This is a genomic window from Streptomyces viridochromogenes, assembly GCF_001270495.1.
Lineage (GTDB): Bacteria > Actinomycetota > Actinomycetes > Streptomycetales > Streptomycetaceae > Streptomyces > Streptomyces viridochromogenes_A.
This window is the reverse complement of sequence record NZ_LGUR01000199.1, coordinates 31,644-56,768: the sequence shown is the minus strand read 5'-3', so window position 1 is coordinate 56,768 and position 25,125 is coordinate 31,644. Positions and strand designations below refer to the sequence as shown.

The 25,125-nt window shown below is 70.4% G+C and carries 20 protein-coding genes and 2 tRNA genes; 16 read left to right on the top strand and 6 right to left on the bottom strand.

The features are described from left to right. Positions 1-38: 38 nt before the first annotated feature. The 6 genes from ADK36_RS22170 to ADK36_RS22145 all read left to right on the top strand — a co-directional run bounded on the left by ADK36_RS22170 (position 39) and on the right by ADK36_RS22145 (position 7,060). Positions 39-110 (top strand) — tRNA-Val (locus ADK36_RS22170). Positions 111-475: 365 nt separating this feature from the next. Next, a complete protein-coding gene (locus ADK36_RS22165) occupies positions 476-1,762 on the top strand; it encodes an extracellular solute-binding protein (protein ID WP_048581115.1) in 1,287 nt (428 codons plus the stop codon). Positions 1,763-1,776: 14 nt separating this feature from the next. Further along, entirely contained in the window at positions 1,777-2,733 is a 957-nt protein-coding gene (locus ADK36_RS22160) for a carbohydrate ABC transporter permease (protein WP_048581114.1), read from the top strand. Beyond that, positions 2,730-3,605 carry a carbohydrate ABC transporter permease gene (locus ADK36_RS22155; protein ID WP_048581113.1) on the top strand — a complete coding sequence of 292 codons (876 nt, stop codon included), beginning with the start codon at positions 2,730-2,732 and terminating at the stop codon, positions 3,603-3,605. The genes ADK36_RS22160 and ADK36_RS22155 overlap by 4 nt, the downstream gene beginning before the upstream one ends. Positions 3,606-3,615: 10 nt before the next feature. Then, positions 3,616-4,215: a hypothetical protein gene (locus ADK36_RS22150; RefSeq protein ID WP_053198732.1), complete on the top strand. Its 600-nt coding sequence runs from the start codon at positions 3,616-3,618 to the stop codon at positions 4,213-4,215. A 109-nt stretch (positions 4,216-4,324) separates the two neighbouring features. Then, positions 4,325-7,060, top strand: a complete 2,736-nt coding sequence (locus ADK36_RS22145; RefSeq protein ID WP_053198730.1) for a hypothetical protein — start codon at positions 4,325-4,327, stop codon at positions 7,058-7,060. Positions 7,061-7,159: 99 nt separating this feature from the next. On the opposite strand, the gene ADK36_RS22140 is transcribed toward ADK36_RS22145, so the two are convergent. Next, positions 7,160-9,610 (bottom strand): SCO7613 C-terminal domain-containing membrane protein, encoded by a 2,451-nt coding sequence (locus tag ADK36_RS22140; RefSeq protein WP_078942739.1) that lies wholly within the window; start codon positions 9,608-9,610, stop codon positions 7,160-7,162. 102 nt (positions 9,611-9,712) lie between these two features. On the opposite strand from ADK36_RS22140, the gene ADK36_RS22135 reads away from it, so the two are divergent. After that, positions 9,713-10,171, top strand: a complete 459-nt coding sequence (locus tag ADK36_RS22135) for an SRPBCC family protein (protein WP_048581109.1) — start codon at positions 9,713-9,715, stop codon at positions 10,169-10,171. Between the two features lie 39 nt (positions 10,172-10,210). Beyond that, positions 10,211-10,282: transfer RNA gene (locus ADK36_RS22130), tRNA-Val, on the top strand. Positions 10,283-10,336: 54 nt separating this feature from the next. Here ADK36_RS22130 and ADK36_RS22125 read toward each other — a convergent pair. After that, on the bottom strand, positions 10,337-11,062 hold the full coding sequence (locus ADK36_RS22125; RefSeq protein ID WP_053198727.1) for a 3'-5' exonuclease: 726 nt from the start codon (positions 11,060-11,062) through the stop codon (positions 10,337-10,339). A 168-nt stretch (positions 11,063-11,230) separates the two neighbouring features. On the opposite strand from ADK36_RS22125, the gene ADK36_RS22120 reads away from it, so the two are divergent. The 3 genes from ADK36_RS22120 to thrS all read left to right on the top strand — a co-directional run bounded on the left by ADK36_RS22120 (position 11,231) and on the right by thrS (position 15,434). Then, on the top strand, positions 11,231-11,797 hold the full coding sequence (locus ADK36_RS22120; protein ID WP_048581188.1) for a DUF4365 domain-containing protein: 567 nt from the start codon (positions 11,231-11,233) through the stop codon (positions 11,795-11,797). Further along, positions 11,794-13,017, top strand: coding sequence for a hypothetical protein (locus ADK36_RS22115; RefSeq protein ID WP_048581107.1), 1,224 nt, complete (start codon positions 11,794-11,796; stop codon positions 13,015-13,017). The genes ADK36_RS22120 and ADK36_RS22115 overlap by 4 nt, the downstream gene beginning before the upstream one ends. Positions 13,018-13,457: 440 nt before the next feature. Then, positions 13,458-15,434 (top strand): threonine--tRNA ligase, encoded by a 1,977-nt coding sequence (thrS, locus tag ADK36_RS22110; protein ID WP_048581106.1) that lies wholly within the window; start codon positions 13,458-13,460, stop codon positions 15,432-15,434. A 29-nt stretch (positions 15,435-15,463) separates the two neighbouring features. Here thrS and ADK36_RS22105 read toward each other — a convergent pair whose 3' ends face one another. Next, a complete protein-coding gene (locus ADK36_RS22105) occupies positions 15,464-16,123 on the bottom strand; it encodes a potassium channel family protein (protein WP_053198724.1) in 660 nt (219 codons plus the stop codon). 78 nt (positions 16,124-16,201) lie between these two features. Here ADK36_RS22105 and ADK36_RS22100 point away from each other — a divergent pair, with 78 nt between their 5' ends. After that, entirely contained in the window at positions 16,202-16,750 is a 549-nt protein-coding gene (locus ADK36_RS22100; RefSeq protein ID WP_048581104.1) for an HIT family protein, read from the top strand. A 115-nt stretch (positions 16,751-16,865) separates the two neighbouring features. Here ADK36_RS22100 and ADK36_RS22095 read toward each other — a convergent pair whose 3' ends face one another. Beyond that, positions 16,866-18,527, bottom strand: coding sequence for a hypothetical protein (locus ADK36_RS22095; RefSeq protein ID WP_048581103.1), 1,662 nt, complete (start codon positions 18,525-18,527; stop codon positions 16,866-16,868). 163 nt (positions 18,528-18,690) lie between these two features. Next, on the bottom strand, positions 18,691-20,889 hold the full coding sequence (locus ADK36_RS22090) for an elongation factor G-like protein EF-G2 (RefSeq protein WP_053198723.1): 2,199 nt from the start codon (positions 20,887-20,889) through the stop codon (positions 18,691-18,693). Positions 20,890-21,166: 277 nt separating this feature from the next. Between ADK36_RS22090 and pgsA the strand changes: the two genes are divergently transcribed. From pgsA to ADK36_RS22070, 4 genes are all read left to right on the top strand, one after another. After that, a complete protein-coding gene (gene pgsA / locus ADK36_RS22085; protein WP_048581187.1) occupies positions 21,167-21,874 on the top strand; it encodes a phosphatidylinositol phosphate synthase in 708 nt (235 codons plus the stop codon). Next, a complete protein-coding gene (locus tag ADK36_RS22080) occupies positions 21,871-22,797 on the top strand; it encodes a phosphatidylinositol mannoside acyltransferase (RefSeq protein WP_048581101.1) in 927 nt (308 codons plus the stop codon). Before pgsA ends, ADK36_RS22080 begins: the two co-directional genes overlap by 4 nt. Then, a complete protein-coding gene (locus ADK36_RS22075; protein ID WP_048581100.1) occupies positions 22,794-23,969 on the top strand; it encodes a glycosyltransferase family 4 protein in 1,176 nt (391 codons plus the stop codon). Before ADK36_RS22080 ends, ADK36_RS22075 begins: the two co-directional genes overlap by 4 nt. A gap of 165 nt (positions 23,970-24,134) precedes the next feature. Beyond that, the gene (locus ADK36_RS22070; protein ID WP_048581186.1) at positions 24,135-24,677 is read left to right on the top strand and encodes a membrane protein; all 543 of its coding nucleotides are present in this window, start codon (positions 24,135-24,137) and stop codon (positions 24,675-24,677) included. Here the strand turns inward: ADK36_RS22070 and ADK36_RS22065 are convergent. Then, positions 24,674-25,108: a VOC family protein gene (locus tag ADK36_RS22065; protein WP_048581099.1), complete on the bottom strand. Its 435-nt coding sequence runs from the start codon at positions 25,106-25,108 to the stop codon at positions 24,674-24,676. The two genes, ADK36_RS22070 and ADK36_RS22065, sit on opposite strands and share 4 nt — an antisense overlap. Positions 25,109-25,125 lie beyond the last annotated feature (17 nt).

Sequence of the window (25,125 nt, the reverse complement as noted above, 5' to 3'; positions counted from 1 at the left end):
CGCACCCCCTGACATGGGGTAATGTTCTCTCTGCGCCCGGGCGATTAGCTCAGTGGGAGAGCGCTTCGTTCACACCGAAGAGGTCACTGGTTCGAACCCAGTATCGCCCACCCGGATACGGCGGCCCGTCTGCGACAGCAGGCGGGCCGCCGTCGTATGCGCGCTCCGCGCTGTGCTCGGGTCCTCGGTTCCCGCGGTGTCCATGCTCGGGCAGACGAGTTCCAGCCGACCAATTTCCGCGCACCGAGGGCCAGTTTGTGTTCGGTCGGCCGATCACACGTGTTCTACCTGCGGAGTTGGGCACTCCGGCGCCCCACTCGTTCCCGATGGGCCGTCAACTTGCCGCGCCGGTCCACAAGAAATTCCTGTCCGAATCATTGACGCACCACGGGCCCCCTCGTAGCTTGTGCCAGCAAGCGCTTACTTGAAACGATTCATGCAGACGGCGATGACGCTGCGGGGAGGGGGCCCAACCATGGGAACCAGCAGGAATGTTGAGAGGCGTACGATCCTGAAGGCGGCCGGGGCCTCCGCGGCCGCGGTCGGTCTGGGTGCGACGACCGCTTGCGGCGGTGACAGCGGTTCCGGAGACGGGACGGTGACACTCCGTTACGCGTGGTGGGGTGGCGAGCCGCGCACCATCGCCATCAAGAAGACGATCGCGCTCTTCGAGAAGAAGTACCCGAAGATCAAGATCAAGCCCGAATTCACGGACTATGAGGCGTTCTGGGAGAAGTTCCAGACCCAGGCCTCCGGCGGCAATCCGCCGGACGTTTTCCAGAATGCGGTCGGCTTCCTGCGCAAGTACGACAAGCGCGGTGTTCTGCTGGATCTCAAGACGCAGGCCGACGCGGGCAATCTGAGCCTGGACAACTTCCGCAACGGCGTTCTGGCGAACGGTCAGGTCGACGGCAAGCAGATCGGCATACCCGTCGGCGCCAACACCATGGCGCTCGTCATCGACCTCAATGCCTTCAAGAAGGCGGGCGTGGAGGCGAAGTTCGGCTGGACCTGGGACGAGTACTTCGACGCGCTGCAGACGATCCAGGACAAGCTGAAGATCGCCGGTGACACCGGCTACTGCAGCATCATGTACCTCTACGACCTGTACCTGCGTCAGAACGGCAAGGCGTTCTTCACCGACTCCGATCTCGGTTTCACCGAGGACGACCTGACGCAGTGGTGGGAGGACGGCTACAAGCGCGTGCGATCCGGGCTCGTCGCCGACCCGAAGAAGGTCGAGCAGGTCAAGCCCAAGTCCGCGCTCTCGGCAGGGCTCGCCGCGTCCGAGTTCACCTGGGACAACTTCTCCATCCGCTACGAGGGCGAGGGCGAGTCGGACTACGGGCTCGCGCCGATCCCCACCACGGACGGCAAGCAGACCGGCCAGTACCTCGGCTCGCTGATGCTCAGCGCCTTCTCCGGGACCAAGCACCCGAAGGAGGTCGCCCAGTTCATCGACTTCATGGTCCACGACCCCGAGGTCGGCAAGATCATGGGCTACGACCGCGGCATCCTCGCCACCACCGAGCAGTACGAGGCGTTCAAGCCCACCGACGCCAACAACAAGGGCGTCGCGGCCTACGAGGACGAGGTCGCCAAGGCCGGCGTCCTGGGGAAGATCACCCCGCATCCGTCCGGCGCCGATGTCATCGAGGCCGCCTTCCTGCGCATCGGCGGCGAGGTCACCCAGGGCAAGACCAAGCCGGCCGACGCCGCCAAGGCACTGTTCAGCGAGGCCAAGGCCGCGTTCGCGGGCTGAGGGGACGTACCACCATGACGCTCGTCAAGGAAGCGCCCGCGCGCCCGGCCGGGAAGCGGTCCGCCGCTCCCGCCGCCGGGCGGCGCGGGCGGCGCCGCGAGAACCTCGCCGGCTATCTCTTCATGTCGCCGTGGATCGCGGGGTTCCTGGTGCTGACGGCGGGGCCGATGGTCGCGTCGCTGTACTACGCCTTCACCCGCTACAACCTCTTCACGCCGCCCGAGTGGGTGGGCTTCGACAACTTCACGACGATGTTCCAGGACCCGCGCTGGCAGAAGTCGGTCGAGGTCACCCTGAAGTACGTCGTCGTGGCCACCCCGCTGAAGCTGCTGCTCGCGCTCGGCGTCGCGCTGCTGCTCGCACAGAAACGGCGCGGACAGGGCCTGTACCGGGCCGCGTTCTACATGCCCTCGCTCATCGGCGCCAGCGTCTCCGTCGGCTTCGTGTGGCGGGCGCTGTTCTCCGACGACGCGATCGTGGACCGTACGCAGAAGATCTTCGGCCTCGACGTGGGCGGCTGGATCGGCAACCCGGACTACGTCATCTACGCCCTGGTGGCCCTGAGTATCTGGCAGTTCGGCGCACCCATGGTGATCTTCCTGGCCGGTCTCAAGCAGGTCCCGCAGGAGCTGTACGAGGCCGCCGAGGTGGACGGGGCCGGACCCCTGCGGCGGTTCTGGAACGTCACGGTGCCGATGATCTCCCCGGTGCTGTTCTTCAACGTGCTGCTGGAGTCCATCCACGCGTTCCAGGTGTTCGGCTCCGCCTATGTCGTCTCCGACACCCGGTGCGGGCCCGCCGACGCCACGCTCGTCTACACCTGTTACCTCTACCAGAAGGGCTTCAAGGAGGCCCAGATGGGCTTCGCCTCCGCGATGGCCTGGACGCTGGTGATCGCGGTGGCGCTCGTCACGGCGGTCCTGTTCTGGTCGCAGAAGAAGTGGGTGCACTACGAGGAGGCCGCCAAGTGACCAGTGCCACCAGCCCTGCCCTGCGCACCGCGAACGAGCGGCGGCGCTTCGGGTCCATCGCCTGGCACGTGGGCGCGCTCGTCGTCCTCGCGGTCGTCCTCTATCCCGTGATCTGGGTCGTGGGCGCCTCGTTCAAGCCGAGCAAGGACATCATCGCCAGCCTCGACCTGCTGCCGACCAAGCCGGTCTGGGCGAACTTCTCCGGGCTCGCCGACGGCATCTCCGGCATTTCCATCAGCAGCTTCTTCTGGAACTCGTTGATGTACGCGGTCCTCGCCGTGGTCGGTGTCGTGCTGTCCAGCTCACTGACCGCGTACGCCTTCGCCAAGATCCGGTTCGCCGGGCGGAACCTGCTCTTCACGCTGATGATCGGCACGCTGCTGCTGCCGTACCACGTGCTGCTCATCCCGCAGTACGTGCTCTTCCGCAACCTGGAACTCACCGACACCCTGGTGCCGCTGGTCGCGGGCAAGTTCCTGGCCACGGAGGCCTTCTTCGTGTTCCTGATGGTGCAGTTCATGCGGGGACTGCCGCGGGAGCTGGACGAGGCCGCCAAGCTCGACGGCTGCGGGCATCTGCGCACCTACTGGTCGATCGTGCTGCCGCTGAGCCGGCCCGCGCTCATCACCAGCGCGATCTTCACCTTCATCAACGCATGGAACGACTTCATGGGGCCGTTGATCTACCTCAACACCCCCGAGAAGTACACCGTCTCGCTGGGCCTGATGATGTTCCGCGACCAGGAGGGCATCTCCAACTACGGCAGCATGATCGCGATGTCGTTGGTGGCGCTGGTGCCGGTGATCGCCTTCTTCATGGCCTTCCAGCGGTATCTCATCGACGGTATGGCGACCTCCGGACTGAAGGGCTGAGGCGGTCACCATGGCCCAAGCACGCGTGAACCCCCGCGCGCCGCGCAAGGAGTCCGTGTTCGGCGAGCGCTTCGCGGTCTTCGCCGAGTGCCTGCTCACCGGTGTGTGGATCGCCGTGGCCTGTCTCGGGGTCGTCACCTACCCCGCGGCCTTCGCCGCCGGCGCCCGTCACCTGCGGCGTCGTACCGCTCACGAGGGCGGTGGCCTGCGGGAGTTCCTCGCGGACCTCCGGGCGGCCGCGCGCGGCGGGTGGGTCGTCGGGATCGCCGGGTGGGCGGTGGCCGTCGCGGTCTGGGTGGACGTCCTGGCCGCGCGGGCCGGGATTCCCGCCGGACCGTTCGTCGGGGCCGTCGGCATCTTCGCGCTGATCGGGGCCGCCGTCGCCCTGCTGCGGGCGGCCGCCGTCTGGACGCCGGGCGCGGCCTGGCGGGCGTTGCTCGCGGACGCCGGGCGGCGGACCGTGCTCGATCCCGCCGGGTCCTTCCTGGTCGTCTGCGGGCTGGCCGTCGTGGCCCTGTCCGCCTGGTTCGTCCCGCCGCTGGCGGTCCCCGTCCTGGGGGCCGTCGCGGCGGCGGCCGTCGCAGTGGAGGAGCGGTACCGGCACCGCTGACGGGCGCCGCCCTCGTACCAGGTCGGCCCTCCGGGCGCCGTACCTATCTCTGTCATGCCCCTGATCGCACCCTCTGCATCTCCGTACGGAAGGAAAGGCTGGACTCCCTATGTCTCCCATCCCCCGTAGGTCCATCCTCAAGGCGGCCGCCGTCGCCGGAGCCGCCGCGCAGTTCAGCTGGGCGCTAGGGGCCAAGGACGCGCAGGCCGCGCCCAGAGCCGCCGAGGCCGACGAAGGTCCTGTGACCCTGGACTGGCTGGAGGAGGGCGGCCTGGGCGCCGCCCCCGGCTCCACCGTCGGTGTGCCCTGGCCCAAGGGCGTGTACCAGGAGGACCAGACCTTCGCGCTGACGGACGCCGACGGCAAGGCCGTCCCCGTGCAGTCGTGGCCCATCGCCTACTGGCCGGACGGCTCGCTCAAGTGGACGGCCCACGCGGTGAGTTCGGGCAACGGCAAACTCACCCTCGCCGCCGGCGAGGCCGCCGCCCCGGCCAAGAAGGTCACCGTCGACAAGAGCGGCGGCACGATCACCGTCTCCACCGGGGTCATCACCGCGAAGATCGGCAAGTCCGGCGCGACACTCGTCAAGTCGGTCACCCGTGGCTCCACCGAGATCGCCAAGAACGGCCGGCTCGTGCTGATCCGCCAGCCCGAGATCGAGGACGAGGACCAGGGCACGGTCAAGACCGAGCGCTACGAGGGCGCCATCTCCGAGGTCACCGTCGAGCAGGAGGGCCCCGTCCGCGCGGTCGTCCGCATCGACGGCAAGCACCGTAAGGGCAGCCGCAGTTGGCTGCCGTTCTCCATCCGCCTCTACTTCTACGCCGGTGCCGACTCCTTCCGTATGGTGCACACCATCACCTTCGACGGCACCCAGGAGCCCGGGAAGGGCAGCGGCGACTTCATCCGCGGCATCGGCGTGCGCTTCACCGTGCCGATGCGGGACCAGTCCTACGACCGCCACATCCGCATCGGCGGCGACGGCACCGGACTGCTGCGCGAGGCCGTCAAGGGCATCACCGGACTGCGCCGCGACCCGGGCGCCGCCGTACAGGCCGCCCAGTTCGCGGGGAAGAAGCTGCCCGACCCGTCCACCTGGGACCAGCGGGTCACCACCCGGCTCCAGTACATCCCCGAGTGGGGCGACTACACCCTCTCCCAGCTCTCCGCCGACGGCTTCACGCTGCGCAAGCGCACGAAGAAGGGCCACGGCTGGATCGGCGCGGGCGGCGGCAGGCGCGCCTCCGGCTTCGGCTACGTCGGTGGCGTCAGCGGCGGACTGTCCTTCGGGCTGCGGGACTTCTGGGAGAAGTTCCCCGCCCAGCTCGACATCCGCGACGCCCAGACCGACGCGGCCGAGGTCACCATGTGGCTCTGGTCCCCCGAGGCACAGCCCATGGACCTGCGCTTCTACCACGACGGCATGGGCCAGGACACCTACCCCGAGCAGCTCGAAGGCCTCAACATCACCTACGAGGACTACGAGCCGGAGTTCGGGACGCCGTACGGCATCGCCCGCACGTCGGAGCTGTTGTTCTGGGCCAACGAGTCCACGCCCGCACCGGAAGCCCTGGCCCAACAGATCGAAGCCGTACGCGTGCTGCCGCAGCTCGCCGCCCCGCCCAAGCAGCTCATCAAGGCCAAGGTCTTCGGGCCGGGGCTGTACTCCGAGCCGGACCGCTCCACGCCCGCCAAGGCGAAGATCGAGGACCACCTCGACTTCCTCTTCACCTACTACAAGGACCAGGTGGAGCAGCGCCGCTGGTACGGCTTCTGGGACTACGGCGACATCATGCACACCTACGACACCGTCCGGCACCAGTGGCGGTACGACATCGGCGGCTACGCCTGGGACAACTCCGAGCTCTCACCGGACCTCTGGCTGTGGTTCGCGTATCTGCGCTCGGGCCGCGCGGACATCTTCCGGTTCGCCGAGGCGATGACCCGGCACACCGGTGAGGTCGACGTCTACCACCTCGGGAAATGGGCCGGCCTCGGCACCCGGCACGGCGTCCAGCACTACGCCGACAGCGCCAAGCAGCAGCGCATCGCCAACACGACGTACCGCCGCTACTACTACTTCCTCACCGCCGACGAGCGGGTCGGCGACCTCATGCACGCCAACGTCGACTCCGACGAGACCTTCCTCGTCCTCGACCCGATCCGCAAGATCCGCACCGAGCCGTACACCCCCGACCGGCACGCGCTGTCGATCGGCTTCGGCACGGACTGGAGCGGGCTCGTGTCGGCCTGGCTGACGGAGTGGGAGCGCAAGGGCCCCAAGTGGGAGAAGGCCAAGGCACGGGTGCTGTCGACGATGGAGACCATCGCCGCCCAGCCGAACGGGTTCGTGCAGGGGACCGGGCTGTACGACCTGGACACGGGCAGGTTCGCGATCGCCTCGGCGCCGGTCGTCGGGGTCTCGCACCTGTCCGCCGTGTTCGGGTTGAACGAGCTGTGCGCCGAACTCATCGACCTCGTCGACCTGCCGAAGTTCAACGAGGCGTACTTCGACTACTGCCGCTACTTCAACGCCACGAAGGCCGAGCAGGCGGCACGCTACGGCTCCAACTTCGGTTCCCTGCTGCTCTTCCAGGGGCACTCGCGCCTCGACGCCTACGCCGCTGTGAAGACTGGGGACGAGAAGCTGGCCAAGCGGGCGTGGGAGAAGTTCTACAACTCCGACGGGTACAAGGAGTCGGCGCCCTGGCGGACGGAGAAGCTGAGCGGGCCGGACGCGCTGGTGCCGGGCAGCGAGGCGGCGTGGGTGTCGACCAATGACACCGCGCTGTATGGTCTCGCCGCCATCGAGAACCTGGCGCTGCTCGGGGACAAGATGCCGTAGGGCCGGTTCGGGCGGTAGGGGACTGCGGGGCTGTTGTGGCTGGTCGCGTCCACGCGGCGGAGCCGCATATCGATACAGCCCCGCGTCCCTGGGGGCGTTTCAGTGCAGGTTGCCCAAGAAGTCCCGCATCCTTCGGGCGTCCCTGAGACGTTGCTCGTACGTCGCCCCGAGTGCGAGCAGCAGCAGGCCGGCGAGGGCCGGCGGCACCCAGCGGGGGAGGGCGTCGGTCACCTGGACGATGTACGGGGCGAGTTCGTGCAGCGCGTCCAGGGTGAGGACCGTGCCGCCGAGCAGCAGGGGTGCCTTGAGGTGGTGTCCGGCGCCCAGCAGGGTGACGGCCAGGGCCGCGAGGCCGAGCAGCAGGGGGCGGGCCCAGTTGGGGTCGCCCCAGGCTGTGAGGAGGCTCGGCACGAGGCCGGTGGCGAGTCCGGGTCCGTACGCCGTCCAGGACGAGGCCCGCGGATCGCGGCGCCGGTGCAGGGCGCCGACGAGCAGGGCCGGGACGGCGACAGGCAGGGTGTACGCCTCGGGTGTCCCGACATCCGAGGCCGCCAGGCGCACCCAGGTGGCCAGGACGAAGAGCGCGGCGGAGGCGTAGGCGACGGGCCGGCGGTCGGCGCGGATCGCCGTACCGGCGGTGATCACCCCGCACAGCGCCAGGACCAGGGCGAGCATCGGCAGGTCGGCCGAGGCCGCCGCCAGTCCGACGGCGAGCAGTCCGGCGAGCGCGCCGGCGATGTCGACCGGGACCGTCGCCGGGGAACTCCCGAGCCGCGCGGCGGGCAGGGCCGCCGCCACCGGCACCGCCAGGACCAGCAGGGCGGTGTACTGCGGCTGCCAGTCGGCCGCGGCACCTGTCGCGCAGGCGAGCGCGGCGGCGTACGCGAGTGCCGTCGGGGCCGTGACCGGCGCGAGGTGCGGCCTCCAGGAGGCGGCCGCGAACAGTGCCGTGAGCGAGGAGAGCACGGCGAGGGTCGCGGGCTCGCTCGGCAGCGAGAGGAAGGCGAGGGTGAGCGAGGTGAGGAGGGCGAGGACCGTGGCGGTCGGGCCCGGGGTCGGGAAGTCGATGGCGGGGGCCGAGTCCGGCTGAGGTGCCGCTTCCTTCTCCGGGCGCTCGCACGGGCGTATCCACGCGGCTGCGGCCAGGGCGCCGGCCGTCGTGATCCCGAGGGCCACCAGGCCTGCCACGTACGGGACTTCGAGCACCGCCGGAAGCACCAGCGCCGTCGCCCACGCCAGCGCCAGCACCCCGCTCAGGGCCCGAGGCCGCCAGACCGCGTCCCGCACCGCGAGGACCAGTACGACGGCGACGACCGCCAGGACGACGGGCACCGCCTCCGCGCCGGGCGGCCACGGCGTGGACACCGACACGGCCTCCCGTACGTCACCCGGCGCGCCGGACCACACCCGCTCCGCCCACGCGACGGGACCCATCAGCGTGATCCCCAGCAGGGGCAGAGTCCAGAGCAGGGCGAGTCCCTGTACGGCGCCGGAGGCCCGAGCCAGCCCGTGCCGTACCGTCTCCGGCAGCCGGTCCAGCCGTACCGCGGCCAACAGGGCGATTCCGCACGCCAGATACGCGGGAACCGTCCACGTGTCCGGGAGCACGGAGCGGGCAGTGCCGCCGGCCGCGGCGACCGTGAGGAGGCCCGCGGTGACGGCGAGTCCTCCCGCCTGCTTCCCGGCGACCTGCTGCCACGCCGCCGCCAGGGCGATGCCCGCCGCGAAGAGGAGGAGCGCCGCCGCACGGGCGGCGGCGCTCGGGCCGGTGGCCGTCCAGGACAGCCAGCCGGCGGCCCACACGCCCCACGCGCCCATGCCGTACGCACCGGCCATCGCGGTGATCCGTACGGTCTTGGCGGGCACCCGGAGCGCCACACCCGTGTCCAACCCGGCCGTCACGAGCACGGCGGCCGTGATCCAGTACAGGCCCGCGTCAGCCGCCACCGCCCAGAGAGTGAGGGGGAGTTGTGCGGCGACCAGGGCGGTGGGCAGGGGCAGACGCAGCGCGGAGGTGTGCGGCAGCAGCGCGTACGCCGTCCACAGGGCCACCAGCGCCGCCGAGGCGGCCGCGAGGTAACCCGTGGCGTCCACGTCGGCCAACGCGACCTCGCGCAGCGCATACGCGTCGAGCACGGTCAGCGCGAACCCGAGGCCCGCCACCGACTCGGCCGTCGACCGCAGCCCGTGCTTCAGCAGCGGCACCGGCGCGGCGAGCACCGCCACCGTGATCCCGCCGAGCACCAGGGCCCGCCCGGTGATCCCCATGTGCCCCCAGCTGACCAGCGTGAACGCCATCGCGGCGATGGTGAGCAGGACACCGCCGAGCACCAGCAGCACGTTCTGGACCCGAGGTGCCGAGGCCTCGGCGGGCCGGGGTGCGAACGAGGCAGGGGCAGGGGCCAGGGCCGGGGTCGGCCCGGCCGCCGCTTGCAGGACCGTGACCAGCCAGGCGCGGCGGTGCAGCAACTGGGCCCGGCGGGCGTCCAGCCGGCGCAGCTCAAGGTCGAGGAGCCGCAACTCCTCGGCCGGTGGCGGAATGTGCGTCATGCCCTGGAGTGTGGTCCGCGTCACGCCGTACGGCATGAGTGCGAGTACTCAGAACGTACTCAGGTACGGGAGAAACGCCCTGCGCGGGGGCAGACTCGGCCCATGGACTGGAGCCACTACCGCTTCCGCAGCCTGTGGGCACTGCCCGCACCGCCTGCCGCCGTCTACGACTTGTTGGAACAGGCCGAGGACTACCCGCGTTGGTGGCCGCAGGTGCGCGAGGTGAACCGGGTCGACGACACCAGCGGTGTGATCACGATTCGCTCGTTCCTGCCGTACGACATGACGTTCACGGCGCGTGAGGTGCGGCGGGATCGCGCGGCCGGTGTCCTGGAGATCGTCATGTCCGGAGACATCGAGGGCTGGGCCCGCTGGACCGTCACCCCGCACGGCTCCGGCACCCTCGCCCGCTACGACCAGGTCGTCGTCGTGAACAAGCCGCTGCTGAGGCGGTTCGCGGTGCCGGGACGGCCCGTGTTCCGCGCCAATCACCGGCTGATGATGCGCGCCGGGCGGCGGGGGCTTGTGGCGTACCTCGCCGATCGGCGACAAGCGGTTTGAAGGAAGCGTGCCGGGACCTGTATGGTTCAGTCCGTTCCCGGGCGATTAGCTCAGTGGGAGAGCGCTTCGTTCACACCGAAGAGGTCACTGGTTCGAACCCAGTATCGCCCACCGGGAAAGGCCGGTCCGCCACAGCGGACCGGCTTTCTTGTTGCTCTGGACCGCCTAGGCGGCCGCCGGCAGGTCCGGGCGCAGTGGCCACGCCGGGTCCACCGCCTCGTCGCTGCCGCTGCGGGCGAACCACGCCTGCAACCCGCGTGCCTGCGCCGCGTGCCACACCGCCTGCAACGTGTGCAGCTCGGCGGGGGACAGGCGCTCCAGACGGGCCGCGAAACGGCGCCCGACCGCCCGTACGACCTCCAGCGAGGCCAGCGCGTCGGCCGCCGCGTCGTGCGCGCCGTCCAGCGTGACGCCGTAGTGCGCGCACAGGTCGGTCAGCGTGCGGCGACCTTTGCGATAGCGGTCCAGGTGTTTGTCGAGCACCCGGGGATCGAGCACCAGCAGCGGCGTCGACTCGAACCAGCGGTCGAGCGACGAGGCGCGATGGCGACGCAACTCGCGGTCGAGCAGCGTGAGATCGAACGGCGCGTTCATCACCACCAACGACCGTCCTCTGGCGGCCTGTTCCGCCAGTTCGGCGGCTATCTCGTGCATCACCGGCGCCGGCCAGCGGCCGTTGCGCTGGAGATGTTCGTCCGTCAGTCCGTGTACCGCTGTCGCCGCCTCCGGCACCGGCACACCCGGGTTCACCAGCCACCGGGTCACCCGAGGCCGGGTGCCCGGGGCGTCCTGTACGACGACGGCCGCCGAAACGATCCGGTCGGTCTCGACGTCCACGCCTGTCGTCTCTGTGTCGAATGCCGCCAGCGGGCCCTCATACCAGCACGCCATATCTACACAACCCCTCGTTCACCCACGGCAGCTGACGCACCGTCTTCTGCCCGTTTGGTGATACCCGGGCTGTTTGCGCCGTACGCCGGAAGGACACAACAGGAGTGCGGGTCCTTGCAGTTCAGCGACCCGGTACCGGGATTCACCTGGCGTGGAAGGCTGTTGGTCATGGCGATAGCGCAGCCCGAGCGGGGCGGGCTGCTGCCCGAACGAACGGGCCCCCATCGCGGTTCACTCGCCACTACCGCCTGCATGGAGACACTGCAGGTGGGCTATCTGCACGCCGTCGCGGCCGCCGCCGGCTGCTCGCTGTCACAGCCGTTTCCGGACAACGGCATCGACTGGCACGTCAGCCACAGCGCGCCCGGCCACACGGTCGACGACGAGGTCACCATCAAGGTGCAGCTCAAGGCCACCTACCAGCTCGCGCCACACCCCCCTGGCCGCTTCTTCTCCTTCACGCTCGACAACGACCACCTGGCGAAGCTCGCCCGCACGCCGGTCTCGGTGCACAAGATCCTGGTCGTGATGATCGTGCCGCGGTCACAGGAGCAGTGGCTTCGGGCCGGTCACGACCGGCTCGACCTGCGGCACTGCTGCTACTGGGTCAACCTCGCCGGTCACGCGATCACCGGACGGCGCCGCACCACCGTGCGGATACCGACCTCACGCATCTTCGACGACCGGGCGCTCTGCGAGATCATGACGCGGGTCGGGACGGGAGGCAGACCATGACGCACCGCCCCCTGGAGGAACCCATACGGCCAGTGCGGCCGCACCCGGCCGAGGCGTCCTGGGACCGTCCCCCCGAGCCCGGCGAGGTCGACCCCGCCGTGCTCAGCGCCCTGCTGCACCGGCACGGCTGGCAGCGGCGCGGGGGAGCGGCAGGGCGCTACGGCCGCTGGACCCCGCCCGGACCGGGCGGCAACGGCACCAGCCTGCTCGTCCCCGAGTCCCGTGCCTTCCCCGACAGCGACGACCTGCTCGGCGAGGCCCTGATCGCCCTGTCCCGCAGCGGCATGCCCTCCGCGCGCGAGGTGCTGGTCGGGCTCGCCGTGCCCAGCGACGAGGTCCGCTGGTGGCGGGACGCGCCGAGCGGGCCGGCCGGGGCAGCGCCCTGGACCGTGGAGGAGGAGCTGCGCGGCGCGGCACGCCAGATGCTCCTCGCCGCGGCGCTCGCCACGCGCGCGCGTGCGGGCTATTACGGCGCCCGGCACCGCCGTTCGGCGGCCACGATGCTGGAGAGCGTCCTCGTCGGCCCCGCGCCCGGCGGCCGCGGCCTGACCGCCTTCGTGCCGATCGGTACGGGGCGCCCGCTCGCCGTACGCCTCCACCAGGCTCTGTACGCCGCCCGCGAAGCCATCGACTACCAGCGGGCCACCGGCGGCATGGACGCCTTCGACGGCGCCGTCGAAGCGGGCGTCAGCCGCGAGCTCACCGAGGCCCTGATCGCCCTCGTGCGCGGTACGGAGGGTGCGCGCATCGCCGTCGAGTGGGCACCCGCGGCCGGTGTGCCCGAGGACTGCGCGAGCGGCGTCGAGCCCGTCGAGTTCTCGCCCGGCGACCTGCCCGTGCTGCGCGAGGCCGGCGCCCGCTATCTGAGAGAGGAGCCGTCCGTGCCGGTCAGGATCACCGGCGCGGTCGTCCGGATGCGCAGGTCGGGGCCGCGCGGCGAGGGCACCGTACGCCTGCGCGTCCTCGCCGGCGCCGAGATCCCGCACGTCCGGCTGACCCTGGACGAGGAGTCGTACCGCATCGCCGGGCACGCCCACCTGGTCGGGCTTCCGGTACGAGTGCACGGCCGCCTGGAGAGCCGGGGCGGCTTCCGCAAGGTCACCGGGGCCTCCGGCGTCGTACCGGTACAGGTGGACGAGGCCGAGCGGGACCGGCTGATGAAGTCGCTCCAGGAGGACCTGGACTTCTTCGAGGAGGCTTGCGGGGGCGAGGACGGCTGATTGTCCGGCTCGGTCGCCTACGGGGCGCCTTGTGCCGGTGTCGAGAGACCGATCGTGCTCGACCCTTCGGGCTGCGCGCGTTCGGTCTCTCGACACCGGCGCGCCCCTTCGGCTCCCTCGCGGCCGGTGTCGTGGGGACAGTGGCTGTTGGTGGGCCGTTGCCCGGCGTCGGTGTGGGCTGGTTGGCAGGGGGAGCCGGGGTGCGGTTCCGGCAGCGCCCTATAGGGGCGCGGGACTGTGTCGATGTGCGGCTCCGCGGTGGCGCGACCAGCCACGACGAAGCCGCAGACGACCGCCGACCATCACGGCCCTCCCCGCGGAGCGCTGACGAGGAGCGCTCACGTGACCGTTTCGCGGTCGGGCGTCCAGGGTCGGTACGATCGCGTAATGCGCGCGCTCCTGGTATGGCGCCGCATTCCACCTTCAGTCAGGAGAGACCGGTGTCAGACGTCCGTGTGATCATCCAACGCGATTCCGAGCGGGAAGAACGCGTGGTGACGACGGGCACTACGGCCGCCGACCTCTTCGCCGGCGAGCGCTCGATCATCGCCGCGCGCGTGGGCGGCGAGCTCAAGGACCTGTCGTACGTGCTCTCCGACGGTGAGGAGGTCGAGGGCGTCGAGATCTCCTCCGAGGACGGTCTCAACATCCTGCGCCACTCCACCGCGCATGTGATGGCGCAGGCCGTGCAGGAGCTCTTCCCCGAGGCCAAGCTGGGCATCGGCCCGCCGGTCAAGGACGGCTTCTACTACGACTTCGACGTCGAGAAGCCGTTCACGCCCGAGGATCTCAAGGCCATCGAGAAGAAGATGCAGGAGATCCAGAAGCGGGGACAGCGCTTCTCCCGTCGTGTCGTCACCGATGAGGCCGCCCGTGAGGAGCTCGCCGCCGAGCCCTACAAGCTGGAGCTGATCGGCCTCAAGGGCTCCGCCTCGTCCGACGACGGCGCGGACGTCGAGGTCGGTGCCGGTGAGCTGACGATCTACGACAACCTGGACGCCAAGAGCGGCGACCTGTGCTGGAAGGACCTCTGCCGCGGTCCCCATCTGCCCACCACCCGCAACATCCCGGCGTTCAAGCTGATGCGCAACGCCGCCGCCTACTGGCGCGGCAGCGAGAAGAACCCGATGCTCCAGCGCATCTACGGCACCGCCTGGCCCTCCAAGGACGAGCTGAAGGCGCACCTCGACTTCCTCGCCGAGGCCGAGAAGCGCGACCACCGCAAGCTGGGCAACGAACTCGACCTCTTCTCCATCCCGGAGCAGATCGGCTCCGGCCTCGCCGTCTTCCACCCCAAGGGCGGCATCGTCCGCCGGGTCATGGAGGACTACTCGCGGCGCCGCCACGAGGAGGAGGGCTACGAGTTCGTCTACACCCCGCACGCGACGAAGGGGAAGCTCTTCGAGACGTCGGGCCACCTGGACTGGTACGCCGAGGGCATGTACCCGCCCATGCAGCTCGACGAGGGCGTGGACTACTACCTCAAGCCCATGAACTGCCCGATGCACAACCTGATCTTCGACGCGCGCGGCCGCTCCTACCGTGAACTGCCGCTGCGCCTCTTCGAGTTCGGGACCGTGTACCGGTACGAGAAGTCGGGCGTCGTGCACGGCCTCACGCGCGCGCGTGGCTTCACGCAGGACGACGCGCACATCTACTGCACGCGTGAGCAGATGTCGGACGAGCTCGACAGGACGCTCACCTTCGTCCTCGGCCTGCTCCGTGACTACGGCCTGACCGACTTCTACCTGGAGCTGTCCACCAAGGACCCGGAGAAGTTCGTCGGCTCCGACGAGGTCTGGGAGGAGGCGACCGAGACGCTGCGCCAGGTCGCCGAGAAGCAGGGCCTGCCGCTGGTTCCCGACCCGGGCGGCGCCGCCTTCTACGGTCCGAAGATCTCCGTCCAGGCCAAGGACGCCATCGGCCGTACCTGGCAGATGTCGACGATCCAGCTCGACTTCAACCTCCCGGAGCGCTTCGACCTGGAGTACACCTCCGCGGACGGCTCCAAGCAGCGCCCGGTCATGATCCACCGCGCCCTGTTCGGTTCCATCGAGCGGTTCTTCGCGGTGCTCCTGGAGCACTACGCGGGCGCCTTCCCGGCCTGGCTGGCCCCGGTCCAGGCGATCGGCATCCCGATCGGCGACGGGCACGTGGACTACCTGGAGAAGTTCGCCGCGGCCGCGAAGAAGAAGGGCCTGCGGGTCGAGGTGGACTCCTCCTCCGACCGTATGCAGAAGAAGATCCGCAACGCCCAGAAGCAGAAGGTGCCCTTCATGGTCATCGCGGGCGACGAGGACATGGCCAACAACGCCGTCTCCTTCCGCTACCGCGACGGCTCGCAGGAGAACGGCATCCCGGTCGACGAGGCCATCGCGAAGATCGCGCAGGTCGTCGAGGAGCGGGCGCAGGTCTGAGCGGACCGCGACAGAGGCCCCCGGAAGGTTCAGCTGTCCGGGGGCCTCTTGTCGCTCTCGTGGGAGAAGATCTGCAGCAGCCAGGAGGAGAACGATCCCGTCACCGCGCCGAGCAGAGCCAGCCCGCCGGCCATCATCCCCATGGCGATCGCCCGGCCGCCCGTGGTCACCGGCGTGATGTCGCCGTATCCGACCGTGCTGATGGTCTCGGCGGCCCACCACACCGCGTCCCCGAACGTCCGCATGGTGGCACCGGGCGCGCCGCGTTCCTGCTGGTAGACGGCGAGGGCACCGGCGAAGCCGAGGAGGAGGGTCGACAGGCTCGCGTAGGCGATCACGCGTGCGTGCAGGGAGAGCCGGGGTGCTCCCTGCCGGTGCTGGACGGCGTCGTAGAGCGGAACGATCCGCAGTGGTCGCAAGAGCGGCAGGATGACCACGACCGTGTGCAGGAAGTGCGTCCTGGCGAAGTGCGGGAAGCGCTGGCCGCTGAGGTGCCAGCGCACCACGTAGTCCCCGGCGAACAGCAGCCAGAGCGAGAGCAGCGTGACCCAGCACACGCTCCGCCAGACCGGAGTCATGTCCACGGTCAGGACGCGGGCGGCGTAGGCCGCCAGGAAGATCAACGAGGCGAGGAACAGGGGGATCTCGGTGCGCTGCTCCCAGCGGGCGTAAGGGCTGTCGTCGTCCACCGGGACAGCTTGGCGGGTGACCGCTCTCCCGCTGCCCCGGCGACACGCCGCGAACGGACGAAGCCATATGCTGCACGCATGACGAGTGAGCCGGAGCAGCAGTGGGGAGTGGGGATCCAGGACGCGTTCCAGCGTCTGTGGACGCCCCATCGGATGGCCTACATCCAGGGTGAGAACAAGCCGACCGGTCCCGGCGCGGACGACGGCTGCCCCTTCTGCTCGATCCCGGCCAAATCCGATGAGGACGGACTGATCGTCAAGCGTGGCGAGCAGGTGTACGCGGTCCTGAACCTGTATCCGTACAACGGCGGCCACCTCATGGTCGTGCCCTACCGTCACGTCGCCGACTACACCGATCTCACCGAGCCGGAGACGGTCGAACTCGCCGCGCTGACCAAGCAGGCGATGACGGCCTTGCGCACCGCCTCCGGTGCCCACGGCTTCAACATCGGCATGAACCAGGGCACGGTCGCCGGCGCGGGCATCGCGGCCCACCTCCACCAGCACATCGTCCCCCGCTGGGGCGGCGACACGAACTTCATGCCGGTGGTGGGGCACACACGGGTGCTGCCGCAGCTCCTGGCGGACACCCGGAAGATGCTGGCGGAGGTCTGGCCGGCCGCTTGACACCGCTCAGCCCGTCCGGCGTTCGAGGACGAGGCCCGCACGGGGCGAAGGGGGTCTGGGGGCGCAGCCCCCAGGGGACGGTCACCCAGACCCACCCCGCTCGACCGCCGGAGGCCTACGCGTCGTACACGTCGGCCTTCCTGGGCGACGGATCCTGTACCGCAGTGCTCAAGAAGGCCGAGCGCGTACCGAACTTCTCGGTGTCCACGCCGTTCTCGGCCAGCACCTTGATCGCCGCGGCATGAACGACCCGCAGCACCGGCGTGGCGGCGCGCAGCGCGTCGTCGGCCATGAACCGGTGCCGCCACGGCTGATCCGCCCACGCGTGCCGCAGCCCGAACGGCTCGGGCAGCCCTATCGTCCCGCCGAGCCAGTTCAGCAGCGGCGGATACCAGGAGATCGGGGCGCGGACGGCGAGCCGTACCACCTCGTCGGTGTTGACCAGCGGGAGCTTCACCTTCCGGGTCTCCCACGGCTTGAACGACTTGGTGACCTCCTTGGTCGGTGCCTCGGGCTTCTCCTGGAAGAGCCCGTTCACCGGACCGAGGGCATGCCCGGTCACCTCGATGCGCAGCGTCTCGTGCAGCACGGTCACCGTGATCAGCATGGTGATGATCAACTGCCCGTCCCACAGCGTCCACTGGACGCCCAGGTAGTGCCGGTCACCACTGCCGAACTGCTGCTTGTTGCAGATGTCCTGTATGGCGTGCGACTTGACCTGGTACGCGTCGACATCCGTGCCCTCGGGCCGGGACACGGCCTTGGCGCCCTCGGCGATCGGCGTGACGACCCAGTGCCGTATCGAGGGCTTCGGGAAACCGCCGGTGTTCAGCGGGCCGCGCTCCAGCATGCGCAGCTGGTCGTGGATCGAGCGGATGACGTCCCAGCTGCGGAACGGGTGTATCTCCCGGGTCGGGTCGGCGGGCGCCAGGTCCTCGGCCAGCTGCCAGCTGCCCCAGCGCGTGCCCATGCCCAGTATCCCCTTGGGCCCGGCGTAGAACACGGAGTTGGACTGCTGCTCGGCGCTCAGCTTGGCGAGAGACTGGCGCAGCTGCTCGGCCTGCGTCTCGGTGGGACTGGTCGGCACCGCCTCCGGCACCTTCGCGCCGACGCTGCTGCCGGCCAGCAGGCTGTCCCAGCGCCCCCGCAGGTCCTTCGCCGTACGCTCGCAGATCTGCTTGGCCCAGAACCAGCCGACCACCGGCATGAGCACCGAGGCCCGCGCATACCAGGCCCAGAAGCCGGTGAACGGCATACGGAGCAGGAAGAGCACGGCGAGCGCGCCCACCGCGACGAGCAGCACGGAGGCGAGTGCGCCGCCGCGCTTCTCGTCCCGCTTGACGATGGTGGTGCGCAGCGTGAAGACCAGCAGCCAGACCAGGAGCCCGGGCAGGAACAGCACACCGCAGATCACCATGACGGCGCTGAGCATCCGGTCGCGGGCCTTGCGGATGTTGTTGGCGGCCAGACAGTGCTCGACGACGACCTGCGGCTCGGTGCCGAAGGACTGGATCAGGGGCTTGCGGCCGCTGCCGAGCATGCGGTCGACCACCGCCCGCGAGAAGGCCTCACCCAGGTTGGGACGGAAGATCTTCGCCCAGCCGCGGCCTGCCTTGACCTCGGTCTTGTGCCATTCGTTGTCGGCCTTCTTGATGTCCTCGAACGGATTGTCCCGATAGGCCGCCGAGGCCAGCGCGAACGTCGCCGTCTGGCCATCGCCCGCCGTGCGAGGCACCTGCGGACCGAAGATGTCCGCGTAACCGCCCTCAACGGTCATTCCCGCCCCCGATCGCCGCACTGTCGCTTCTGCGGCCTTCCCGACTTCCGTACTGCGCACACCTGTTGATCAATGATCAGCGTATCCTCCGCCACCGACATTCGTCGGCGGACGGCCGAAGCCGCCCGCCGACGCGGAGGGGAGCGTTCCGCAAGGGCGCCAACTAGGAGGCGTCGCGCGCCTCTTCGCGAATCCTTTCCGCGATCTGCGCCGGCATCGGTTCGTGCCGCGCGTACGAACGGTTGAAGCGCGCGGTGCCGTGCGACAGCGACCGCAGATCGACGGCGTACCGCCCGATCTCGATCTCGGGCACCTCGGCCTTGATGAGGGTTCGGCCACCGCTGGTCTGCTCGGTGCCGAGGACGCGGCCGCGCCGCCCGGAGAGGTCGCTCATCACGGCGCCGACGTAGTCGTCGCCGACGAGGACGGACACCTCGGCCACCGGCTCCAGCAGATGGATCTTCGTGTCGGCCGCGGCCTCGCGCAGCGCGAGCGCGCCGGCCGTCTGGAACGCGGCGTCGGAGGAGTCCACCGAGTGCGCCTTGCCGTCGCGCAGCGTGACCCGGATGTCGACGAGCGGATGGCCGGCCGCAACTCCCTTGGCCGCCTGGGCCCTTACACCCTTCTCCACCGACGGGATGAACTGCCGCGGCACCGCGCCGCCGACGACCTTGTCCACGAACTCGATGCCCGAACCGCCCGGCAGCGGCTCCACGTCGATCTCGCAGATCGCGTACTGCCCATGACCGCCCGACTGCTTCACATGCCGGCCGCGGCCCGCCGACTTGTTCGCGAACGTCTCCCGAAGGGAGACCTTGTGCGGCACGACGTCGACCTGGACGCCGTAGCGGCTGCGGAGCCGTTCGAGCGCGACGTCCGCGTGTGCCTCGCCCAGGCACCACAGCACCACCTGGTGGGTGGCCTGGTTCTGTTCCAGCCGCATGGTCGGGTCCTCGGCGACCAGCCGGGACAGGCCCTGCGACAGCTTGTCCTCGTCCGCCTTGCTGTGTGCCTGGATGGCGAGCGGCAGCAGCGGGTCGGGCATCTGCCAGGGCTCCATCAGGAGCGGGTCGTCCTTGGCCGACAGCGTGTCGCCGGTCTCCGCGCGGGTCAGCTTCGCCACGCACGCGAGATCACCGGCGATGCAGTGGCTGAGCGTGCGCTGCTGTTTGCCGAAGGGGAGCGAGAGGGCGCCGATGCGCTCGTCGACGTCGTGGTCCTCGTGCCCACGGTCCTCCAGGCCGTGCCCGGAGACGTGCACCGTCTCGTCGGGGCGCAGGGTGCCGGAGAAGACGCGGACCAGCGAGACCCGGCCGACGTACGGGTCGGACGCGGTCTTCACGACCTCCGCGACCAGCGGCCCGTCCGGGTCGCAGATCTTCAGCTCACGGGGTGCGCCGCCGACCGTGGTGACCGTGGGCGCCGCACGCTCAAGCGGGGTCGGGAAGCCGCGCGTGATCAGCTCCAGCAGCTCCACCGTGCCGAGACCCTGCCGGGCGCCGTCGGCTGCGGGGGCGGCGGCCAGGACGGGGTGGAAGACACCCCGCGCGACAGCCCGTTCGAGATCCTCGATCAGCGTCTTGACGTCGATCTGCTCCCCGCCGAGGTACCGGTCCATCAGGGTCTCGTCCTCCGACTCGGAGATGATCCCCTCGATCAGCCGGTTGCGGGCCTCCTCGATCTCCGGCAGCTGGTCCTCGCCCGGATCGGACTCCTTGCGCTCCCCGGAGGCGTAGTCGAACAGCTGCTGCGACAGCAGCCCGACCAGTCCGGTCACGGGCGCGTGCCCGTCCGGTGCCTGCGGGCCGTGCAGCGGCAGATACAGCGGGAGCACGGCGTCGGGGTCGTCCCCGCCGAAGGCCTCCGCACAGATCCGTGTCATCTCCTCGTAGTCGGCCCGGGCGGACTCCAGGTGTGTGACGACGATCGCGCGCGGCATGCCGACGGCCGCGCACTCCTCCCACACCATGCGGGTCGAGCCGTCCACGCCGTCCGAGGCCGAGACGACGAAAAGGGCCGCGTCCGCCGCTCGCAGACCGGCCCTGAGTTCCCCGACGAAGTCGGCGTATCCGGGAGTGTCCAGAAGGTTGACCTTGATGCCGTCCCATTCGACCGGCACCAGGGAGAGCTGCACCGAGCGTTGCTGCCGGTGCTCGATCTCGTCGTAGTCCGAGACGGTGCCGCCGTCCTCCACGCGGCCCGCCCGGTTCACCGCCCCCGCCGTGAGTGCGAGGGCTTCCACCAACGTGGTCTTGCCCGATCCGGAGTGGCCGACCAGCACCACATTCCGTACGGACGCGGGGTGGTCGGCCGCCGTAGCCCTGCCGGCGGCTCCGGGGTGTGCGTTCGCCTTGTCGCCCATGATCCTGCCTCCCGTGCACGGTGAGGTCACTGTGGGCGCGGACATACGGATCCGCGTGCGATGGCGGCTCCGGTGACGCCCGCGGTCCTTCGAGCTTTCCACTCCCGTCACGGTGCGTCCATACGGCGGACGTGATCGCGCCGCCCGGCGCCGGTGGACCGGGCCGCTCACGCCCTGTACGAGTGCCCGGCGGTCGCACTCACGCGCGCGTGGCTACGATGGGCCAGCCGGTGGCGAGCAGATGCCGCACGGCGCCACACCGACCCTCGGGAAGGCCATGCTGAACAAGTACGCGCGTGCATTCTTCACGCGTGTCCTCACACCGTTCGCCGCGTTTCTGATCCGGCGGGGCGTGAGCCCCGACACGGTCACGCTCATCGGCACGGCCGGTGTGGTCGCGGGCGCGCTGGTCTTCTACCCCGTGGGCGAGTTCTTCTGGGGCACGGTCGTGATCACGCTGTTCGTGTTCTCCGACCTCGTCGACGGCAACATGGCCCGCCAGCTCGGCCGCTCCAGCCGCTGGGGCGCCTTCCTGGACTCCACGCTCGACCGGGTCGCCGACGGCGCGATCTTCGGCGGCTTCATCCTCTGGTACGCCGGTGGGGGCGACGACCTCGTCCTGTGCGCGGTCTCGATCTTCTGCCTGGCCAGCGGCCAGGTGGTGTCGTACACCAAGGCCCGCGGCGAGTCGATCGGCCTGCCGGTCGCGGTCAACGGCCTCGTCGAGCGCGCCGAGCGCCTGGTGATCTCGCTGGTCGCGGCCGGGTTCGCGGGCCTGCACAAGTTCGGGGTACCCGGCATCCAGTACCTGCTGCCCGTCGCTTTGTGGATCGTCGCCGTGGGCAGCCTCGTCACGCTGATCCAGCGGGTCGTCACGGTCCGCCGCGAGTCCGCGGAGGCGGAGGCACAGGCGGAGGCGGAGTCCGTGGCGGGCGCGCAGGACAAGCCGCAGAGCGCCTCTCAAGGGAGCGAGGCCGCCAAGTGAGTGCCCAGGAGCGCCTCACGGACGCGCTGTACGGCCTCGGCTGGGGCACCGTCAAGAAGCTCCCCGAGCCGGTCGCCGTACGGCTCGGCCGCACCATCGCCGACCTCGCCTGGAAGCGGCGCGGCAAGGGCGTCCTGCGGCTGGAGAGCAACTACGCGCGCGTGGTGCCCGATGCGAGCCCTGAGCGCCTCGCCGAGCTCTCGCGCGCGGGCATGCGGTCGTACCTGCGCTACTGGATGGAGTCCTTCCGGCTGCCCGCCTGGAGCGCCGAGCGCGTCAAGGGCAGTTTGGACATCAAGGACGTCCACTACCTGACCGACGGCCTGGACGCCGGCAACGGCGTCATAATCGCCCTGCCGCACCTGGCCAACTGGGATCTCGCGGGCGCCTGGGTCACCACCGAACTGGCGACACCGTTCACGACGGTCGCCGAGCGCCTCAAGCCCGAGACGCTGTACGACCGCTTCGTCGCCTACCGCGAGGGCCTCGGCATGGAGGTCCTGCCGCACAGCGGGGGCACCGCCTTCGGCACACTGGCCCGCAGGCTGCGCGACGGCGGCCTGGTGTGCCTGGTCGCCGACCGTGACCTGTCCGCGTCCGGCGTCGAGGTCGAGTTCTTCGGGGACACGGCCAGGATGCCCGCCGGACCGGCGCTGCTGGCCCAGCAGACGGGGGCGCTCCTGCTTCCCGTCACGCTCTGGTACGACGACTCGCCCGTCATGCGGGGGCGCGTGCATCCCCCGATCGAGGTACCCGAGGCAGGTAACCGGTCCGAGAAGACGTCTGTCATGACACAGGCGCTGGCCGACGCCTTCGCCACGGGGATCGCCGAACATCCGGAGGACTGGCACATGCTCCAGCGCTTGTGGCTCGCCGACCTGGAACCACGACCGGCCGACGGCCCGTCCGGGGAGCGTCCGTGAAGATCGGGATCGTCTGCCCGTACTCCTGGGACGTGCCGGGCGGCGTCCAGTTCCACATCCGCGACCTCGCCGAGTACTTCATCCGGCTCGGCCACGAGGTGTCCGTCCTGGCCCCGGCCGACGACGACACCCCGCTCCCGTCGTACGTGGTCTCCGCGGGCCGCGCCGTCCCGGTCCCGTACAACGGCTCGGTCGCCCGCCTGAACTTCGGCTTCCTCTCGGCGGCCCGCGTCCGCCGCTGGCTGCACGACGGCGAGTTCGACGTCATCCACATCCACGAGCCCGCCTCGCCGTCCCTCGGCCTGCTGGCCTGCTGGGCGGCCCAGGGCCCCATCGTGGCGACGTTCCACACGTCCAACCCGCGCTCCCGGGCGATGATCGCGGCCTACGCCATCCTTCAGGCGGCCCTGGAGAAGATCAGCGCCCGCATCGCGGTGAGCGAGTACGCCCGCCGCACGCTGGTGGAACACCTCGGCGGCGACGCGGTCGTCATCCCCAACGGCGTCGACGTCGACTTCTTCGCCAAGGCGGAGCCCAACCCCGAGTGGCAGGGCGACACCATCGGCTTCATCGGCCGCATCGACGAGCCCCGCAAGGGCCTGCCGGTCCTGATGAAGGCCCTGCCGAAGATCCTCGCCGCCCGGCCGCAGACCCGGCTCCTGGTGGCCGGCCGCGGCGACGAGGAGGAAGCGGTGGAGTCCCTGCCCGCCGAACTGCGCTCCCGGGTCGAGTTCCTCGGCATGATCAGCGACGAGGACAAGGCCCGCTTCCTGCGCAGCGTCGACCTGTACGTCGCCCCCAACACCGGCGGCGAGAGCTTCGGGATCATCCTCGTCGAGGCGATGTCGGCCGGCGCCCCGGTCCTCGCCTCGGACCTGGACGCCTTCGCCCAGGTCCTCGACCAGGGTGCTGCGGGCGAGCTGTTCACCAACGAGGACGCGGACGCCCTCGCCGAGGCGGCGGTACGCCTCCTGGAGGACCCGGCCCGCCGTGCGGAGCTGCGGGACCGGGGGAGCGTGCATGTGCGCCGCTTCGACTGGTCGACCGTCGGTGCGGACATCCTGTCGGTGTACGAGACGGTGACGGCGGGCGCCGCGGCGGTGGCCGCGGACGAGCGGACCGGGGGCGGCGGGAGCGGGCTGAGGGCGCGGCTGGGGCTGGCGCGGGACTGAGGGGCAGGCGCTTTCAGCCCGTCCGGCGTTTGAGGACGAGGCCCGAAGGGCCGAAGCGGGGGTCCGGGGGCGGCAGCCCTCGGACGACGGCCACGCCAGCCGACCCGCACAACACCAACGCCCCGCGCGATACCCGCCTCACCCCGCGGAGCTAGTGTGCCGCCCGTGACCGCAACTCTCATCTGGATCCTCGTAGCCCTCGTCGCGATCGGCCTCTACCTGAGCTGGACCGCGGGTCGACTGGACCGGCTGCACGCCAGGATCGACGCGGCACGCGCCGCGCTCGACGCCCAGCTGCTGCGCCGCGCCTCGGTGGCCCAGGAGCTGGCCACCTCCGGCGTACTGGATCCGGCCGCGTCGATCGTCCTGTACGAGGCCGCCCACGCCGCCCGGCAGGCCGAGGAGGAGCAGCGGGAGGTCGCCGAGAGCGAGCTGAGCCAGGCGCTGCGGGCCGTGTTCGCCGAGCCCCAGCAGGTGGAGGCCGTACGGGAGGCCCCCGGAGGCGAGGAGGCGGCCCGTGAGCTGACGGAGGCGGTCCGCCGGGTACCGATGGCCCGCCGCTTCCACAACGACGCCGTACGGGCCGCCAGGGCCCTGCGACGGCACCGCAAGGTCCGCTGGTTCCGCCTGGCGGGCCACGCCCCGTTCCCCCTGGCCTTCGAGATGGACGACGAGCCCCCGGCGGCCCTCGCGGACCGGGCTGCCTAGGCCGTGCCGAAGTCGGGGATCGTGAGGGAACCGTCCTCGGCGAGTGCGAACCCGGGATTGTGCGCGATCTCCCAGGCGTGGCCGTCCGGGTCGGCGAAGCAGCCGGAGTAGAAGCCGACGGCGTTGGTGGCGGCGGGCTTGGTGACGGTCGCCCCGGCCCGTTCGGCGGCCGTGAGCAGAGCGTCGACCTCGGCGTCGGAGCGCACGTTGTGGGCCAGGGCGATCCCGCCGAAGCCGGTCCCCGTGCCGTCCGTCAGCCCGCAGTCCCGCGCCAGCTTGTCGCGGCCCCACAGGACCAGGGCCAGTCCGCCCGCCTGGAAGAAGACGGTCTCCTCGACCTCCTGCCCCCGCCAGCCCAGGGCCTCGTAGAAGGCCCTGGAGCGGGCCACGTCCGAAACTCCCAGCGTGACCAGGCTGATGCGCTGTTCCATGCGGTGTCCCATGAATG